The sequence below is a fragment of the Methylosinus sp. Ce-a6 genome (assembly GCF_009811655.1).
Lineage (GTDB): Bacteria > Pseudomonadota > Alphaproteobacteria > Rhizobiales > Beijerinckiaceae > Methylosinus.
Window position 1 is genome coordinate 49,202 of the sequence record NZ_BGJX01000008.1, and the last position, 15,418, is coordinate 64,619.

At 65.0% G+C, this 15,418-nt stretch carries 18 protein-coding genes; all 18 read left to right on the forward strand.

The genetic code is table 11. The features are described from left to right. The first annotated feature begins 4 nt into the window (after window positions 1–4). The 18 genes from Mspo_RS07485 (at window position 5) to Mspo_RS07570 (ending at window position 15,402) form a co-directional block, all read left to right on the forward strand. Complete coding sequence (locus Mspo_RS07485) at window positions 5–1,348, forward strand: phage major capsid protein (protein WP_159728372.1); 1,344 nt, start codon at window positions 5–7, stop codon at window positions 1,346–1,348. 134 nt (window positions 1,349–1,482) lie between these two features. Beyond that, window positions 1,483–1,971, forward strand: coding sequence for a hypothetical protein (locus tag Mspo_RS07490; protein WP_159728374.1), 489 nt, complete (start codon window positions 1,483–1,485; stop codon window positions 1,969–1,971). A 67-nt stretch (window positions 1,972–2,038) separates the two neighbouring features. Further along, complete coding sequence (locus Mspo_RS07495; protein ID WP_159728376.1) at window positions 2,039–2,365, forward strand: hypothetical protein; 327 nt, start codon at window positions 2,039–2,041, stop codon at window positions 2,363–2,365. 41 nt (window positions 2,366–2,406) lie between these two features. Further along, window positions 2,407–2,697 carry a hypothetical protein gene (locus tag Mspo_RS07500; RefSeq protein WP_159728377.1) on the forward strand — a complete coding sequence of 97 codons (291 nt, stop codon included), beginning with the start codon at window positions 2,407–2,409 and terminating at the stop codon, window positions 2,695–2,697. Further along, window positions 2,694–3,368: a head-tail connector protein gene (locus Mspo_RS07505; protein ID WP_159728378.1), complete on the forward strand. Its 675-nt coding sequence runs from the start codon at window positions 2,694–2,696 to the stop codon at window positions 3,366–3,368. The genes Mspo_RS07500 and Mspo_RS07505 overlap by 4 nt, the downstream gene beginning before the upstream one ends. Then, window positions 3,365–3,694, forward strand: a complete 330-nt coding sequence (locus Mspo_RS07510) for a phage head closure protein (RefSeq protein ID WP_159728379.1) — start codon at window positions 3,365–3,367, stop codon at window positions 3,692–3,694. Before Mspo_RS07505 ends, Mspo_RS07510 begins: the two co-directional genes overlap by 4 nt. Then, on the forward strand, window positions 3,691–4,116 hold the full coding sequence (locus Mspo_RS07515; protein ID WP_159728381.1) for a hypothetical protein: 426 nt from the start codon (window positions 3,691–3,693) through the stop codon (window positions 4,114–4,116). The genes Mspo_RS07510 and Mspo_RS07515 overlap by 4 nt, the downstream gene beginning before the upstream one ends. Before the next feature lie 170 nt (window positions 4,117–4,286). Continuing rightward, the gene (locus Mspo_RS07520; RefSeq protein ID WP_159728383.1) at window positions 4,287–4,724 is read left to right on the forward strand and encodes a DUF3168 domain-containing protein; all 438 of its coding nucleotides are present in this window, start codon (window positions 4,287–4,289) and stop codon (window positions 4,722–4,724) included. Window positions 4,725–4,775: 51 nt separating this feature from the next. After that, window positions 4,776–5,180, forward strand: a complete 405-nt coding sequence (locus Mspo_RS07525; RefSeq protein WP_159728385.1) for a phage major tail protein, TP901-1 family — start codon at window positions 4,776–4,778, stop codon at window positions 5,178–5,180. A 33-nt stretch (window positions 5,181–5,213) separates the two neighbouring features. Continuing rightward, complete coding sequence (locus Mspo_RS07530; protein ID WP_159728387.1) at window positions 5,214–5,585, forward strand: hypothetical protein; 372 nt, start codon at window positions 5,214–5,216, stop codon at window positions 5,583–5,585. A 13-nt stretch (window positions 5,586–5,598) separates the two neighbouring features. Beyond that, complete coding sequence (locus tag Mspo_RS07535) at window positions 5,599–5,985, forward strand: GTA-gp10 family protein (RefSeq protein WP_159728389.1); 387 nt, start codon at window positions 5,599–5,601, stop codon at window positions 5,983–5,985. A gap of 23 nt (window positions 5,986–6,008) precedes the next feature. Beyond that, window positions 6,009–6,188 (forward strand): phage tail assembly chaperone, encoded by a 180-nt coding sequence (locus Mspo_RS07540; RefSeq protein WP_244613228.1) that lies wholly within the window; start codon window positions 6,009–6,011, stop codon window positions 6,186–6,188. Next, a complete protein-coding gene (locus tag Mspo_RS07545; protein ID WP_159728393.1) occupies window positions 6,181–8,127 on the forward strand; it encodes a hypothetical protein in 1,947 nt (648 codons plus the stop codon). The genes Mspo_RS07540 and Mspo_RS07545 overlap by 8 nt, the downstream gene beginning before the upstream one ends. Before the next feature lie 27 nt (window positions 8,128–8,154). Then, the gene (locus Mspo_RS07550) at window positions 8,155–8,784 is read left to right on the forward strand and encodes a DUF2460 domain-containing protein (protein ID WP_159728395.1); all 630 of its coding nucleotides are present in this window, start codon (window positions 8,155–8,157) and stop codon (window positions 8,782–8,784) included. Window positions 8,785–8,790: 6 nt separating this feature from the next. Then, window positions 8,791–9,684, forward strand: a complete 894-nt coding sequence (locus Mspo_RS07555) for a DUF2163 domain-containing protein (protein ID WP_159728397.1) — start codon at window positions 8,791–8,793, stop codon at window positions 9,682–9,684. Next, window positions 9,681–10,127, forward strand: coding sequence for an NlpC/P60 family protein (locus Mspo_RS07560; protein WP_159728399.1), 447 nt, complete (start codon window positions 9,681–9,683; stop codon window positions 10,125–10,127). The genes Mspo_RS07555 and Mspo_RS07560 overlap by 4 nt, the downstream gene beginning before the upstream one ends. Next, window positions 10,124–14,224, forward strand: a complete 4,101-nt coding sequence (locus tag Mspo_RS07565) for a glycoside hydrolase/phage tail family protein (protein WP_159728401.1) — start codon at window positions 10,124–10,126, stop codon at window positions 14,222–14,224. Before Mspo_RS07560 ends, Mspo_RS07565 begins: the two co-directional genes overlap by 4 nt. Further along, window positions 14,221–15,402, forward strand: coding sequence for a hypothetical protein (locus Mspo_RS07570; RefSeq protein WP_159728403.1), 1,182 nt, complete (start codon window positions 14,221–14,223; stop codon window positions 15,400–15,402). The genes Mspo_RS07565 and Mspo_RS07570 overlap by 4 nt, the downstream gene beginning before the upstream one ends. The last annotated feature ends 16 nt before the right edge of the window (window positions 15,403–15,418 follow it).

Here is a 15,418-nt window from a genome sequence, read left to right on the forward strand (position 1 = left end):
AGACATGACGGAGCATTTCCGACTCAGCGGGCCCTACAACCCGTTGGAGCGCAAGGAAGAGGCGCCGACGAACCCGGAGTTCAAGAAGCTCGCCGACGAGCTCATGAGCACGGTGGCGGCGTTTCGCCAGAAGAACGACGAGGCCGTCGCCGACCTTCAGAAGAAGTTCAACGCCGGCGACGTCGTTCTGAAGGAGCATGTCGACCGCATCAATGACGCGATCGACAAGGTCGAGAAGAAGCTCACGGACGAACTGCTCGACATCAAGCGCAAGGCAATCTTCGAAGGCCAGAAGGACGCGAAGAAGCCGGAAGCGCCCGAGCTCGTCGAATATCGAAAGACGTTCGACGACTATCTCCGCGGCAAGTTCGGCGGCGACGACCGCCCCCGCGAGATGAAGGCGGCGTGCGCCAAGGCGTTCGAAGCTAAGGCGCTGACGGTCGGCGAGGATGCTTCGGCAGGCTTTACCGTCTTGCCGACGATCGAGCAGACCATGACCGAGATCGCCATTCTGGTATCTCCGGTCCGCTCGGTCGCGAACGTCACGACGATCAGCACCGATCGCGTGCGGTTCCCCATCAACAAGCGCGGGACGAGCTTCGGTTGGGCCGGCGAGACCGACCCGCGCACGGCGACGGCCAATTCGCAGATCGCCGAGACCGAAATCCCCGTGCATGAAATGTGGGCGCAGCCCGGCGCCACACAGTCCTTTCTCGACGACACCTATATCGACGCCGAGAATTGGATCGCCAACGAGGTCGCCGTCATCTTCGCGCAGGGCGAGGGCGTGTCGTTCATCTCCGGCAACGGCGTGAAGAAGCCCCAGGGCTTTCTCGCCTACCCGGTAGTCGCGGATGCATCCTGGTCCTGGGGCAGCGTCGGCTATGTCCCGAGCGGCACGTCCGGCGCGTTCACCGGCCCCGCCGCCGGCCCGCCTCTCGTGCAGGGCGCCGACGTGTTCGCCGATCTGGTGGCGGCGCTGAAATATCAGTATCGGCAGAATGCCCGCTTCGCCGCAAACCGTCGCACCGTGGCGCAGATGCGCAAGCTGAAGGACCTCTACGCGAACTATCTGTGGGCGCCCGGCCTGCAGAACGGCCAGCCGGCGAGCTTCTACGGCTATCCGCTGGTCGAGTTCGAAGACATGCCGGACATCGCGGCATCGTCCTATTCGATCGCCTTCGCGGACTTCAAGCAGTTCTATCGGATCGTCGATCGCGTCGGCATTCGCACACTGCGCGATCCGTTTACCAACAAGCCCTTCGTGATGTTTTACACCACGAAACGCGTGGGCGGCGGCGTCGACAATTTCGAGGCCGGTAAGCTGCTGAAGTTCGCGACGTCCTGATACGCTCTGCGTCGCCGGAGGCGATGCGCTTCGCGCAGGCGGAGCCAATCGCTTCGCCGCGCGACCGGCTATCGCATGAAACGCCGTCGGCTCCGGCCGACGGCCCCGCAACGCTCTTCGAAAGGCTCATCGCCATGATGCGCAACCTCTCCTCCATCATCAAGCCGAAGCGCTTGATCGCGGAGGCCACCCTCACCGCGACTCCCTCTGCCGTCGTCATCAATCGCGCCTCGACCAACAGCCGCGTTTGGGAGGCGCTGCAGTTCGCCTTCCATGTCGGCGCCGGCGGAATCACGTTCGACGCCACGAATTATCTCGCACTGAAGCTCGAAGACTCGGACAATGGATCGACCTACGCGAACGTCACCGCGGCGGCGGCTGTCGTCTTCGGCGCCGAGAACCCTGCGGGCACGAACTTCGCCCAGGCGCCGGACGCGAACGGGCTCGTGCGCCTCATCAACGCCGCTCACGCATCGGCCGACAGCGATCCGTTCCGCGTCGATTATGTCGGCTCGAAGCAATATGTGCGCGCGTCCATCGTGTTCGGCGGCACCCACGCCACGGGAACGCTCGTCGGATTGTGGGCCGTGCTCGGCTATCCGAATATCGCTCCGGTCGTCTGATCGCATCACGCAAAATTGAGCGGGAGAAATCCCGCTTTACGCAAATCGCCGAAATCGAGGCTATCCCATGCCGAAGACGATCAAGATGCTGAAAAACTTCTCCGTCAGCCCCAATGGCTATGACGTCGAAAAGTGGCTCAAGGGCGAGGTGAAGCGCAACGTCCCCGACGCGCTCGCCGACGATCTCACCGATGAACAGACGCTCGCCGCCATCGAGGTGACGGGCGACAAGAAGGCGGACGCCGAGGCGGAGGATGGCGCCAAGGCCGAAGCCGAGCGCCGCGCCAAGGAAGCTGCGGCTGCCGAAGCGCTGAAAGAGGCTGCGGCGAAAGCTGCGCTCGACGCCGCCAAGAATGCCGGCGGGGGCGGCGCGCCGAAGCCGCCGAAGGCTTGAAAATCCGAAAACGCTGAAAGCTCGAGGAAGCCGAGGCTCCAATGACCCAAGCACAGGATCGATACGACGCCGCGGCGCAGCGCCACAGCGACGCCCTTCAGCGGGCCATCACGCGCGCGACGGAGGTCGTCTCGCTCGAGGCCGACAAGGCGCAACTGGTGGCCGACCTCTCCAAGGCGCGGGCCGAATACGACGCCCTACTCGACAAGACCGCCGCCTATCTCGAGGCGTCGGCAGATGCGCTCGAGGCCGCTCCGACCGCGGCCGCGATCCAGACCGCCGAGCCAGCCGCCGCGGCCGTTCCGATCAACCCGGCGGCGCCGCAGCAATGATCTCCTCTACGGCTCGCCTCCGCCTCGTCACCGACGCGGCGAGCGAGCCTTTGACCCTGGCCGACGCGAAGGCCTATGCCCGCGTCGACCTTGCCGACGACGACGCGCTGATCACCGCGCTGATCGCCGCCGCGCGCCGGCGAGCCGAAAAGGAGACCGGCCTCGCGCTGCTCACGCAGAGCTGGGTCGCCGTGCTCGACCGCTGGCCGGATGGAACGAGCGGCGGCGGACTCTCGTCCCCTTGGTGGGATGGGGTCCGCGAGGCCCCGCTCGCGATGGTCTCGCCGGCGGGCGTCATCGAAATCCCGAAGCGACCGTTTCAGGCGGTGACGCAAATTCGGCTGCGCGACGCCTATGGCGACTTTACGACGGTCGATCCCGCGATCTACTACTCGGAAGTCTCCGACATGCGCGGGCGCATCATACGCAAGCTCGGGACGATCTGGCCCGTCATCGTCATGGCGCCGAAGAGCGCGATCGAGATCAGCATCACGGCGGGGTTTGACGCGGCGCCTTATTCCGGCGTGCCGGACGATCTGGTCTTGGCGATCAAGATGCTCGTCAAGCATTGGTACGACAACCGTGAGCCAGTAGCGGATGGCCGCATCGGAAAGGTGCCTGCTCATATCGACGCGATCTTCGGCTCCTATCGGGCGACGAGACTCCGATGAAGGTTTCGAATATCGGCGCGATGCGCGAGCGCGTCGCGATCTATGCGCAGACGCAGGCCGTCGACGACGTCGGCGACATCACGACGACTTGGACGCAGGTCGCAACGTGCTGGGCTCGAATGCGGCCGCTCAGCGCGCGTCAGGTCGAGCTCGCCGGGCGCGACGACGCCATCCGCCGATATGAGATGAAGATCCGCTACCGGACAGACATCACCACGAATTCTCGCATCGTCTGGCGTGGGCGGCGCTTCGACGTCGAGGGCGTGACGGACGAAACGGAGCAGCGGCAATTTTTGACCGTCTTCCTTTCGGAGTTAAACGCATGATCAAGGTCAGCGTGTTGGAAGGCGCCATACGGGAGGTCGAGAATGATCTTCAGGCTCGCATCGAGAAAGGGACGCTCGATGCGCTCAAGGCCATCGCCCTTATGGCGCAGTCCGACGCCCAACGGCGCATTCTGAAAGGCCCGAAGACAGGGCGCGTCTACAAGCGCGGCGAGATCACGCACCGCGCGTCCGCTCTGGGCGAGGCGCCGGCCAATGATCTCGGCTTCCTCGTCGGATCGATAAGAATCGACATCACCCAAAAATTGCAGGTCGATTTACGGGCTCTCGCCCCCCACGCCATCCACCTCGAATATGGCACGGTGGCCATGGCCGCGCGGCCCTTCCTGCGCCCCGCGGGAGAGGAAGCCGGCAAGCGTTCGAAAGAAGTGTTCGATGTCTACATCGCAGCGGCCCTCAAATGATGACGCGATTTCTGTCTGCGTCGCGCGCGCTGCGATTGAAGATATCTGGATCGACGAGGAAAATGGTCAGATCGTGGTCGTCGGATCGTGGGGGGAAACCCGCGTCACGCCGTCCGAGCTTTCCTATGAGCGCGCGCGGCGCTCTGGCGATTGCCGGATAGTCCACGCCGATGGCAGCATCACTCCCGCTCGACGCGGCCGCTTCGCTCATCGCAGCGGTCCGGTCGGCGCTGCTCGCGAATAGCACGCTCGCCGGCATGCTCGCCGGCAGCAAGGTCGTGACGCTCGCGCCGTCGGGCCATCAGACGCCCTATATCTCGATCGCCATTCGCTCGAACGACTGGTCGACCGCGACCGAAGACGGGCAAGAGGTCCTGCTCGATCTCAACGTCTGGCACCAGCCGGATTCGCAGACGCCCGAGGGAGGCGCGGCGCGCGCGATCATGGCGCTGTGTCGGCAGACGCTGCACACCGCGAGCCTGACGCTCGCCTCGCCGTTCAAATGCACGCTGATCCGCGTGACCAATGAGATCGGCCCCTACCGCGATCCCGACGGCCGAACCGTCCACGGCCTCGTCTCTGTTCGCGCGCTCGTCGACCATACCTGAATTCCTGCGCCGCCCGGGGCACGCGCGGCAATCCCATAGGAGCATCACGAAATGACCGCACAAGCCGGGCGCCTATGGGCGCTCTCGATTCTGTCCGGCGGCAGCTATGTGCCCGTCGCCGGGCTGCGCACGCGCAGCTTCAAGGTGGACAACACCAACGTCGACGTGACGACCGCAGACAGCGCCGGCCGCTGGCAGGAGCTGCTCGGCAATGCGGGCGTGCAATCTCTCGAGATCGACGCTGCAGGAATCTATCAGCAGGACGCGACCGCGAAGCTGCTCTTCCAGGCGGCGTCGACTTCGACCCTTCAGACCATGCGTCTCGTTTCGCCTGGAATCCAGATCGACGGCACGTTCCTCGTCGACAGCTACGAGGAGGCCGGCCCCTACAACGACGCGACGACCTTCACCGTGAAACTCATGTCGAGCGGGCAGCCGACCTTCATCTATTCCTGATCCTGATCTCGTCTTTCGAAAGGAGCGCGAACCATGTCCGCCCTCACGATTCAGAACATCTCCGCTGCCGGACTCACGCCAAGCTTTCAGGCCGCGACCGCGAGCGACACGATTCCCGGCGCGAACGGCAACGAGCGCCTGTTCCTGCACGCCAAGAATACAAATGCCGCGACGGCGACCGTCACCATCAACCCGGTCTCTCCGACCACTGCCAAGGTCCAAGGCGTCGGGCAGGTGGCCGTGCCGGCGATCCAGGTCACTATTCCGGCGACGACCGGCGACAAGATGATCGGCCCGATCCCGCAGGCCTACATCGACGCCACCGGCACGGTGACGATCGCCAATTCCGGAACCATCACCAATCTCTCGCTCGCGGCGATCGCGCTGCCGGCGGCCTCGCTCTGACGGAGTAGCGACCATGGCGAATAGGGCACGCGGCTTGGTCGACTTCCACCTCGGCGACGAAACGCTCGAGATCGGCCTCGGTCTCGGCGCGCTGGCGAAAATCGAGGATGCGTTCGGAGTGGAATCCTTCGAGGAGGCCCTCAACTTCGGAGAGCGGCTGAGCGCCACCAAGCTCATGAAGTTTCTAGCGGCCCTGGTCGAGGGCAATGGCCACGAGCTGACGCCGGCGCGCCGACGAGCCATCGACAACATGTCACCCGCGGAATTCATGGAGGCGTTGTCCGAGATCATGGGTCGTTCCGGCATGTCGAGAATCGATGCGCCCGAGGCGGAGGGCCCCGACGCCCCTTTGGGCGCGCCGGCGGCCTCTCGGGCGTCGACCGCTGGCGAGCGTGGATGAGAATCGGACTCGGGCATCTGCGCATGCGCCCCGACGACTTCTGGCGCATGACGCTTCCCGAGTTCTTCGCGGCCTGCGACGGCTACCTGGAAAGCAAGGGCGTGCGTCGCGGCGGTCACGGCGGCGGTGCGCCGACGCGCGCCGAGGTCGACGCGCTCTTCGCGCGGCTCGATGAACAGGGAAGGCTGAAAGCCCATGGCTGAAGCGATCGTTGGCGGCCTCGTCTATCAGTTCAAGGCGGACACAGCCAATTTGAAGGCGGGTCTGGCCGAGGCGCGGGCCCAGCTTCGGCAGATGGCCGACCAAGCGCAGCAAAGCTCGCGCGACATGCAGCGCGGGATGGAGGAGACAAACCAGTCTATTCAAAAAATGTCGCTCTCGGCGCGACTGTTCGCGTCGACGCTGCGCGGTGCTCTGGTCGGGGTGATTTCCGGTTCATTCCTGCGCGAGATCAACGATGCCGTCGAGAAAACGCGCCAGCTCGAGGAAGCGTCGCGCGCGCTCGGCGTGGAGACCAGGGCGCTCAAGAGCCTCGACAAGTCCGCATCGTTCTTCGGGATCGATCCGGCCCAAATGAATCGGGAACTCGTCCAGCTCGCCGAGCAGCTCAGGGAAGCGTCCGTCGCCGGCGGCAAGCTCGCCGACTTCCTGCAAAAGAACGGGATCGCCCTGAAGGACGCGACAGGAAACGCCCGGCCGTTCCAGAAGGTGCTCGGCGACATCGCGAATCTGATCCGGGACGCGGATAACGAGGTCGACAAGCTAAACGCTCTGAAGCTCCTCGGGCTCTCCGAGGAGATGGCGCGGGTGTTCGAGCGCGGCTCGGAAGCGGTCGAGAAATTCGGGGCGAGCGCGACGCAGGCCGGCGAACGCACGAACAACGAACTGGTCAGGAAGTGGGAATATCTGCAAGACGCCTGGACCAAGGTGTGGGAGAACATCCGCGACAAGACGATCGACGTCATGTATGCGGTCCTGGCGGCGATCGGCGACGCCCTCCACAAGATGGGGTTTCAGTTCGGCGAGCTCACCCGCGAAATCGAGCGCCGCTACGCCGAGCTTCGAAGGACGATCGGGGCTGGGCTCGAAGGCGTCGGGGTCGGATCGCCAGGAGCGGCGGAGAGCCGCTATCAAGCCTCCATGCTCGACATCGCCAAGCGGTCGCTGAACGCGCGGCTGCTCGAGCGGGAGCGCGAGGACGCCATGGCCGACCGAGATTCCGGCCGGAAACCGCTCACGGTCTCGCGCAGCGGCACGCGGTCAATCCGCGGGCTCTATGACAAGGACACGAGCGGCGGAGCCGAGAAGGCAGATCAAATCGAGCGCTACATCGAGCAACTCAAGCAGGCCGAAGCGATCGCAAAAGCGGAGGCCGAAAACTGGTCGAAAGGCAATATCGAGCGTGCGCAAGCCGTGGCGCTCGGCCGCGCGCAGGCCATCGCCGACAAGGAAGGCAAGACGCTAACCGACGAGCAGCGGCAGAGCGTCCTTTCGCTCGCCGGCGCGACGCAGCAATACAAGGATCGCGTCGAAGAGCTTCGACAGAAGCAGCAAGAACTGAACGCCGCTATGCGCGAGTTCGCCGACACTGTGACGAACTCGCTCAGCGAGCTGATCACACGCGGAAAGAGCGCCAAGGATGTTCTCGCCGATCTGGCGCGGACGCTCGCAAACTCCGCGCTGCGCGGGGCTCTGACGGGCGAAGGCATGTTCGGCCAGGCGCTCGGCTTGTCCGGAAGAAACGGCCAGGTCGGAGGGCTGTTCGGACAGCTCTTCAGCGGACTGAATTTCGGCGGGATATTTGGAGGCGGCGCTGGAGCGCCCATGCAGCTTTCCGGGGCCGCTCTCGCGGGAGGCGGCGGCGGCGGGTTCTTCGACGGCTTTGCGGGCCTCTTCGCCGATGGCGGCGCGATCCCGGCTGGCAAATGGGGCATAGCCGGCGAGCGCGGGCCGGAGATCATCACCGGGCCGGCGAGCGTTATTCCGGCTCGTCCAGCGCCGCGAGCGCCGCGAGATCGCGCCCTCGTCCAGCACATCACTTTCAACGTCACGAGCCCGGACGCGCCGAGCTTCGCGCGCTCGGAGAGCCAGATTTCGGCGCTTCTCACCCGCGCCGCCGCGCGAGGCCAACGGAACATCTGATCGCCTCTGGCGGCGCGGAGCGCATCGATGGCGGCCTTCCATGAGGTCCGATTTCCGACCGACATCTCTCTCGGCGCCCGCGGCGGTCCGGAGCGCCGAACGGACGTCGTCACGACGCGCTCGGCGGCCGAAGAGCGTAATTCGATCTGGGCGGGCTCCCGGCGCAAGTACAACGCTGGCTATGGGGTCAAGACGTTCGCGCAGCTCGAGCGCGTGGTCGCGTTCTGGGAGGAGCGCCGCGGCCGGCTCTATGGGTTCCGGTGGAAGGATCGCCTCGATTTCAAATCCAGCGCGGCTGCGGCGACCCCAACGTCGACGGATCAGACCATCGGCACGGGGACGGGCGCGGCGACGACATTTCAGCTCGTCAAGACCTATGGCTCGACATTCGCGCCCTGGTCGCGCCAAATCCGCAAGCCGGTCGCCGGCACGGTGCTGGTCAGCGTCAACGGCGTGCAGCAAACGAGCGGATGGACCGTCGACACGACGACGGGCGTTGTGACCTTCGCGAGCGCGCCGGCAAATGGCGCCGTCGTTCGCGCGGGATTCGAATTCGACGTCCCTGCGCGCTTCGATATCGACTATCTCGAAGTCGACTACTCTCACTTCGAGGCCGGGCAGATTCCCAACATTCCGATTGTCGAAATCAAGGTCTGACGAGACGTGAAGACGCTCCCTGCGCCACTCGCCGCACATCTGTCGAGCGGAGCGACGACGATGGCTTATTGCTGGCGCATGACGCGGCGCGACGCGACCGTGCTCGGCTTCACCGAGCATGACGAGAACATCGTCTGCGACGGAACAACCTTCCAGGCTGCCACTGGCTTCACCGCGTCGCAGATCGCAACGAGCCTCGGCCTCTCGGTCGATAATTTCACCGCCGCCGGCGCGCTCTCGTCCGCATCGATCACCGAGACGGACATCCTTGCCGGCCGCTATGACGACGCGACGCTCGAATTGCTTTGGGTGAATTGGGCGGACCCGACGCAATTCCTCACGATCTCGAAGGGAAACCTCGGCGAGATCAAGCGCGCCGGCCTCGCCTTCACCGCCGAATTCCGTTCGCTCGCGCATCGGCTGAACCAAAAGATCGGCGGGACATATCAGCGCACATGCAGCGCGACGCTCGGCGATGCGAAGTGCCGCATCGATCTGACGAAAGCGGCGCTGCGCGGGACGGCGACGGCGGCTTCCGCCGGATCGTCGCGCCTCGTCATCGTCACAGGCCTCGGCTCTTTCGCCGTCGATTGGTTCACGCACGGCAAGGCGGCGTTCAGCTCTGGGGCCAACGCCGACGTCACGATGGAAATCAAGAAGCATACGCGCACCTCGGGCCAGGACATGCTCGAGCTGTGGAATGCGCCGCCCTTCGCCATAGCGCTCGGCGACGTCGCGACGGTGACGGCCGGCTGCGAGAAAAGCCTCTCCGCATGCCGCGACAAATTCTCCAATCAAGCGAATTTCCGTGGCTTCCCGCATATTCCGGGAACCGATCATGTCGTCGCGACCGCCAAGCGCGGCGCGCCGAACCAGGGCGGCGGCTCGATCTTCGGATGACCGAAGCCGTCTCTCGATCCGAGATCGTCGCCGCGGCGCGCGCTTGGATCGGCACGCCCTATCGCCATCAGGCGGCGTGCAAGGGCGCTGGCTGCGACTGCCTCGGCCTCGTGCGCGGCGTCTGGCGTGAGGTCCATGGGGCCGAGCCCGAGGAGCCGCCGCCCTACTCGCCGGACTGGGGCGAGGCGGGCGCCGTCGAGCATATCCTCGAGGCCGCGGCGCGCCACATGACGCCGATCGCGCTGCAAGATGCGCGCGCTGCCGACGTGATCGTCTTTCGGATGCGCGAGGGCCGGATCGCGAAGCATATGGCGATCGTGTCGGGGCCGGGATCGATGATCCATGCGCAAGCGGCCGATTGCGTGCGCGAGATCGCGCTCACGCCCTATTGGCGGCGCCATATCGTCGCCGCCTTTGCCTTCCCCGGGATCGTCGACCAATGACGGACATGTTGATCGGGACGGCCGTCAGCACGGCGGTCGGGACGGGGCTCGGCTTCGTCGGTCGCGCGCTCGGCCGCAACGCGGGAAATCGCCAGCCGAACATCACCTTCGGGCAGCGCGTCGACGACGTCTATCTCTCCGGCTCTTCCGAGGGCGCGTCGATCCGCAAGCTCTGGGGCCGCATGCGCCTCGGCGGCAATCTGATCTGGTGCTCGAATTTCACCGAGCGCACGACGCTCGACCCGAGCTTCCAGGTCAACGCCAGCGCCGGCAAGGGCGGCGGCGGCGGTGGTTCGCAGCTCGGCGTTAATTGGACGGTCAATTATCATTATGACGTCTCTTTCGCAGTCGCCTTTTGCGAAGGCGGCCCCGGAACGATTCTCGGCCGCGTATGGGCCGATGGAAAAGAACTCGACCTTTCGGAATATACGTGGCGCTTTTACAATGGTTCGGATCAGCAAGTCGCCGACACGCATATCGAGTCGATCGAGGGCGTCGGAAATGTCCCGGCCTATCGCGGGATCGCCTATCTCGTTTTCCAGACCGTCGACGCGTCGAAATTCGGCAATCGCGTGCCGCAGATCAGCGCGGAAATCATCCGTCGACCCGTCGTCACTGACGCGAATGATCTCTCGAACAGCCTGAAATCCGTCTGCATGATTCCAGGCTCCGGCGAATTCGTCTACGGGACGCAGGTCTATAAGGCCGCCCTCACCGCCGGGAGCTATCAGCCGCAGAACACCAACGCCGATTTCGCGCGAGCCGATATCATGATGTCGCTCGACCAGCTCGTCGGGAGCGGCGACAATTCCGCGGTCTTTCCGCCCGCTCCCGCTTGGAGCATGCCTTGGACCGGAACGCCGAACAAGCCGACCGGCGGCAATTGGTGGGCGGCCGAGGGCGCATTGAGCGCCCCCGACGCGGTCATGCTCGTCGTATCATGGTTCGGGACCGATCTGCGCGCTGGCGTCTGCCAGATCGTTCCCAAGGTCGAAATCGCCCAAAAGAACACGGTCCCGGCGGATTGGGAGGTCGCCGGCTACACGCGCAATGGGACCGCATGGTTCGTGCTCGTCAACGGATTTCCAGTCCGCGCGCCCTATGGCACGCCCGGCGCCTTTCTCGCGCCCTTGGGAACCGCCGCGCAAGTCGCGTCGCAAATCGACCCGTCCATCCTCGACCCGACCGCCTCCGGCGCCCCGGTTCCGGCCTTTGGCGGAACGCCGTCCGACAATGTCGTCAAGGAGGCAATTGCGGAGATCAAGCGCCGCGGGCTGCGCTGCATCTTCTACCCCTTCGTCATGATGGATATCCCGCCCGGCAACACGCTGCCGAACCCCTACAGCGCCAATGCGGCCGGCGTCGGCCAGGCGGCCTTCCCATGGCGCGGGCGCATCACCTGCTCGCCGGCGCCCGGCTACGCCGGCACGGTCGACAAGACTGCCACGGCGGCGACGCAGGTCAACGCGTTCTTCGACCAATACGACGCGATGGTGGCGCATTACGCGAATCTCTGCGTGAGCGCCGGCGGCGTCGACGGCTTCCTCATCGGCTCCGAGCTGGTCGGCCTGACGCAGGTGCGCTCGTCGCCGGGCGACGGAGCCTATCCGGCCGTCACGCGCCTCAAGAGCCTCGCCGCGAGCGTGCGCGCGATCGTCGGCGGCGCGACGAAGATCGGTTATGCGGCAGACTGGTCCGAATATCATTCGCACCGCCCGGCGGACGGCACGGGCGACGTGATCTTCAATCTCGATCCGTTGTGGAGCGACTCGAACATCGACTTCGTCGGGATCGATAATTACCTTCCGATCTCCGATTGGCGCGACACGAGCCCGAACGCGGACGGCGCAGGACCGGGAGCGCCAGAGTCGATCTATGATCGCGCCTATCTGCAAGCGAATGTCGAGGGCGGCGAATATTTCGACTGGTATTATACGAGCGACGCCAACCGTGCGTCGCAGACGCGCACGCCGATCACCGATGGCGCTTATGGCAAGCCGTGGGTCTATCGCAACAAGGACATTCGATCTCGGTGGTCGAACGCGCATAAGAGCCGTCCGGGCGGCGTCGAGAACATTTCGGCCACGGCATGGACGGCCGGAGCGAAGCCGATCTGGTTCACCGAGTTCGGCTGTGCCGCCGTCGACAAGGGAACGAACCAGCCGAATGTCTTCGTCGATCCGAAATCGTCCGAATCCATTCTTCCCTATTTCTCGACGGGCGGCCGCGACGACGCGATCCAGCGCGCCTATTTCGAGGCGATGCTCTCCTATTGGCGCGACAACGCGCCGACGATCGGCGCGATCAAGATGGTCGAGCCGAAAAATATGTTCGCCTGGGCGTGGGATGCGCGACCGTTTCCCGACTTTCCAGCCCAGGCCTCGACGTGGCGGGACGGCTATAATTACGAGCTCGGCCATTGGCTGACCGGGCGTCTGACGGAAGTCCCACTCCAATGGATCATCGCCGAGCTATGCGGTTCAGTCGGCGTTACCGATCTCGACACGGCGCGCCTGCTCGGCCCGGACTCGCTCGTCCTCGGCGCGGCGGCGGACGGCGTCGTCTCGCCGCGAGACGTGATCGAAGGCCTCGAGAACGCGTTTCAATTCGGCGCTCATGAATCGGGCGGCAAGATCGTCTTCGCGTCGCGCATCGCCGCGCAGTCCGCGACGATCGTCGCGGACGATCTCGTGATGGAGAGCGAGGTCGATGTCGGCTATGCGCTCACACGCGCGCAGGAGACCGATCTGCCCGGCGCCTTGCATCTCTCCTTCGTCGACGCCTATGCGGACTATGCGACAGGCACGGTGAGCGAGCGTAAGGACGTCGGCTCCTCGAACAATGTCGCTCAAGTCTCCACGCCCGCCGTGCTCGAGCCGCCGCGCGCGCGCTCTATCGCAGGCTCGCTGCTGCAACAGGCCTGGGCGGGGCGCGAAAGCGCCACGATCAAGCTGCCGCCGTCCAAGGCCGCCCTCGATCCGAGCGACTGCCTCACGATCTCGCTCGAGGGCGTCGCAATGACGATGCGAGTCGAGACGATCGATATCGGCACGTTCCGCACGCTCACGGCGCAAGGCTTCGACCCGTCATTGGCGAAGGTCTTTCCGGCGGTCGGCGAAGCCGGCCGGAACAAGCCGGCACGCACCACGAGTGGGCCGCCGATCGTCGAAATCCTCGACATTCCGATGGAGAGCGGCGAAGAGCCCGCGCCTTACGCGCCGAGGGTCGCCGCCTTCGGCGAGCCTTGGACCGGCGTCTCTGTCTATCGATCATCCGGCGGCTCGAACACGCTCATTGCCAACGTGTCGGCGCCGACGCCAATCGGCGAGCTGACCGATCCGCTCTACAGCGGGCCGCGCTCCGTCTGGGACATGGGCAACGCGGTCTATGTCCAGTTCTACGGCGCGACGACGCTGCTCTCGGCGAGCGACACGGATGTTTTCGCGGGCGCCAATGCGATAGCCGTAAAGAACGCGGCGGACGGCGCGTGGGAAATCATCCAATTCGCGACGGCAACGCTCGTCGCGGCGAACAAATACAAGCTATCGAAACTGTTGCGCGCGCAGCTCGGAACGGAGTCGGGCATGGCCGATCCGATCGCGGCCGGCGCGCGCGTCGTGCTGCTTCAGAGATCCTCGCTCGTCTCTCTCGGCATGTCGGTCGACCAGATCGGGCAGGCGATGACGCTCAAGATCGGGCCGGCGCTCTATGATCCGGGAGACGCCTCCTATTACGACTACAGCATCACGCCGCGCGGTGTCGGCCTGCGGCCCTGGTCGCCGTCGCAGCTCCGCGCGACATGGCAGGCGAGCGGCGACATCTTGCTCACATGGCTGCGCCGAACGCGCTTCGGCGGCGACGCGTGGGACCCGCCCGATGTGCCGTTGAATGAGGACTCCGAGCAATATGAGGTCGAAATCCTCAACGGCGCCGGCAGCGCCGTGGTGCGCACGATCACAGGCCTCGGCGCGCCGGCCTATCTCTACCAGACAGCCGAGCAGGTCGCCGATTTCGGGGCGCTGCTGACGAGCGTCAAGTTTCGGGTCTATCAGATGAGCGGCCAGATTGGGCGCGGAACGGCGGCGACGAAGCAATGAGCGTCACGCGACTGACGACGAGCTGGCTCGGATATGACCTCGGTTCCGGCGCTCTATGGTTTTGGGACGGCGCGCAGTTCCGGCCGCTGCAGGCGGCGGCCGGCTACGCGCCGGCGGCGCATTCGCACGCTATCGGAGATGTGACGGGGCTCCAGGCCGCGCTCGACGGCAAGCTCTCCGCCGCGCCGACGCTGCTCGGGGTCAACACGACCGCCGACGCCACGAACCGTCTCGCGGTGAAATCCAATGCCGCGCTGTTCTCGCACGATGATGTGACGCCGGGAACGGGCGACATGCGGATCGCCGTCGACAAGAGCGCCGCCGCCAAGGACGCAGCTTTCGTGTTCCAGGACGCAGCGTCCACGCGCGCGCTGTTCGGCCTGCTCGGCGACGACAATTTCACGATCAAGGTCTCGCCAGACGGAGCGGCATTTCGCCAGGCGCTCTCCGTCGACAAATCGACCGGCCATGTCGGGCTCAACGGCTTCGCCGCCGACGTCAACAACGCGCTCGGGGTGAAGGGCACGGCCTTTCTTTTCGATGCCGAGACCGACCATTGCCGCTTCACGTTCAACAAGACCGCCAGCGCCAATGATGTCGCTCTGACCTTCCAGACGGGCTATTCCGCTCGCGCGCTGGTCGGGCTCTTGGGAGACGACAATTTCACCTTCAAGGTGAGCGCCGATGGCTCGAGCTACAAAACAGGTTTCACGATCGACAAATCGACCGGCGCCGTCGATCATGCGCAAGGGGCGAAATTCTCCGCCTATCTGAATTTCGGACAGAACTATGTCGCCGGCGCATGGCGCGACCTGCTGTTCAACAATCTGCGTCACAACGACCAAAACGCCGCGACAATCGCCGCCAATGTGCTGACCTTCACCGCGCCGACTGCGGGCCATTATCTGTTCGGGCTCGCCGCCACATTCGAGACGACGGGCGGGGCAGCGCCGACGAAGATGCAGGTCGGACTTTCGGTCAATGGCGCAGCGCCGAATTCGGACACGATCGGGACGGCCGGAGACGCCGCGATCACCGACCAGAAGACACAAGTCGCGGCGACTGCGCTCTTGAAGCTCGCCGCGAGCGACACCGTCGCGGCGAAGATATTCTTCACGACCAACGACGGCCGCGTGCTTGCGAGTGAGAATAGTTTCTGGGGTGCGAGGATCTCATGACCATGGCCGACCTTTC

Excerpts from the sequence above, each read along its gene's own strand:
- Mspo_RS07490 (WP_159728374.1), top strand. The coding sequence starts at position 1,483 with ATGATGCGCAACCTCTCCTCCATCATCAAGCCGAAGCGCTTGATCGCG.
- Mspo_RS07485 (WP_159728372.1), top strand. The coding sequence starts at position 5 with ATGACGGAGCATTTCCGACTCAGCGGGCCCTACAACCCGTTGGAGCGC.
- Mspo_RS07530 (WP_159728387.1), top strand. The coding sequence starts at position 5,214 with ATGTCCGCCCTCACGATTCAGAACATCTCCGCTGCCGGACTCACGCCA.
- Mspo_RS07535 (WP_159728389.1), top strand. The coding sequence starts at position 5,599 with ATGGCGAATAGGGCACGCGGCTTGGTCGACTTCCACCTCGGCGACGAA.
- Mspo_RS07570 (WP_159728403.1), top strand. The coding sequence starts at position 14,221 with ATGAGCGTCACGCGACTGACGACGAGCTGGCTCGGATATGACCTCGGT.
- Mspo_RS07550 (WP_159728395.1), top strand. The coding sequence starts at position 8,155 with ATGGCGGCCTTCCATGAGGTCCGATTTCCGACCGACATCTCTCTCGGC.
- Mspo_RS07505 (WP_159728378.1), top strand. The coding sequence starts at position 2,694 with ATGATCTCCTCTACGGCTCGCCTCCGCCTCGTCACCGACGCGGCGAGC.
- Mspo_RS07565 (WP_159728401.1), top strand. The coding sequence starts at position 10,124 with ATGACGGACATGTTGATCGGGACGGCCGTCAGCACGGCGGTCGGGACG.
- Mspo_RS07540 (WP_244613228.1), top strand. The coding sequence starts at position 6,009 with ATGCGCCCCGACGACTTCTGGCGCATGACGCTTCCCGAGTTCTTCGCG.
- Mspo_RS07515 (WP_159728381.1), top strand. The coding sequence starts at position 3,691 with ATGATCAAGGTCAGCGTGTTGGAAGGCGCCATACGGGAGGTCGAGAAT.
- Mspo_RS07560 (WP_159728399.1), top strand. The coding sequence starts at position 9,681 with ATGACCGAAGCCGTCTCTCGATCCGAGATCGTCGCCGCGGCGCGCGCT.
- Mspo_RS07510 (WP_159728379.1), top strand. The coding sequence starts at position 3,365 with ATGAAGGTTTCGAATATCGGCGCGATGCGCGAGCGCGTCGCGATCTAT.
- Mspo_RS07495 (WP_159728376.1), top strand. The coding sequence starts at position 2,039 with ATGCCGAAGACGATCAAGATGCTGAAAAACTTCTCCGTCAGCCCCAAT.
- Mspo_RS07545 (WP_159728393.1), top strand. The coding sequence starts at position 6,181 with ATGGCTGAAGCGATCGTTGGCGGCCTCGTCTATCAGTTCAAGGCGGAC.
- Mspo_RS07500 (WP_159728377.1), top strand. The coding sequence starts at position 2,407 with ATGACCCAAGCACAGGATCGATACGACGCCGCGGCGCAGCGCCACAGC.
- Mspo_RS07520 (WP_159728383.1), top strand. The coding sequence starts at position 4,287 with ATGGCAGCATCACTCCCGCTCGACGCGGCCGCTTCGCTCATCGCAGCG.
- Mspo_RS07525 (WP_159728385.1), top strand. The coding sequence starts at position 4,776 with ATGACCGCACAAGCCGGGCGCCTATGGGCGCTCTCGATTCTGTCCGGC.